The organism is Pseudomonas sp. 51_B (genome assembly GCF_017491595.1).
Taxonomy (GTDB): domain Bacteria; phylum Pseudomonadota; class Gammaproteobacteria; order Pseudomonadales; family Pseudomonadaceae; genus Aquipseudomonas; species Aquipseudomonas promysalinigenes.
This window is the reverse complement of record NZ_JAFGYW010000564.1, coordinates 1-245: the sequence shown is the minus strand read 5'-3', so window position 1 is coordinate 245 and position 245 is coordinate 1. Positions and strand designations below refer to the sequence as shown.

1 protein-coding gene is annotated in these 245 nt (G+C 61.6%); it reads right to left on the bottom strand.

What is annotated here, in order from left to right; translation table 11 throughout:
• The coding region (locus tag J5M56_RS26190; RefSeq protein ID WP_207938212.1) for an amino acid permease at nt 1–245 on the bottom strand (245 nt) is incomplete at both ends.

Below are 245 nucleotides of genomic sequence, written 5' to 3'. Positions count from 1 at the left end.
ATGCAGTTGGTCAGCCACAGCGCATTGGCAGGCACGTGGTTGGCGTTTTCCTTGGCCAGAAAGCGCGGCATGGTCTTGTCACGGGCCGTGGCAAAAAGAATTTCGGCGCACAACAATGCCCAGGACAACAGGGCGCCGAGCAGCGAGATGATCAGCCCGACGCTGATCAGCACCGCACCCCAATGGCCTACCACATGCTCGAGCACCGCAGCCATCGACGGGTTCTGCAGCTTGGCCAGCTCCGG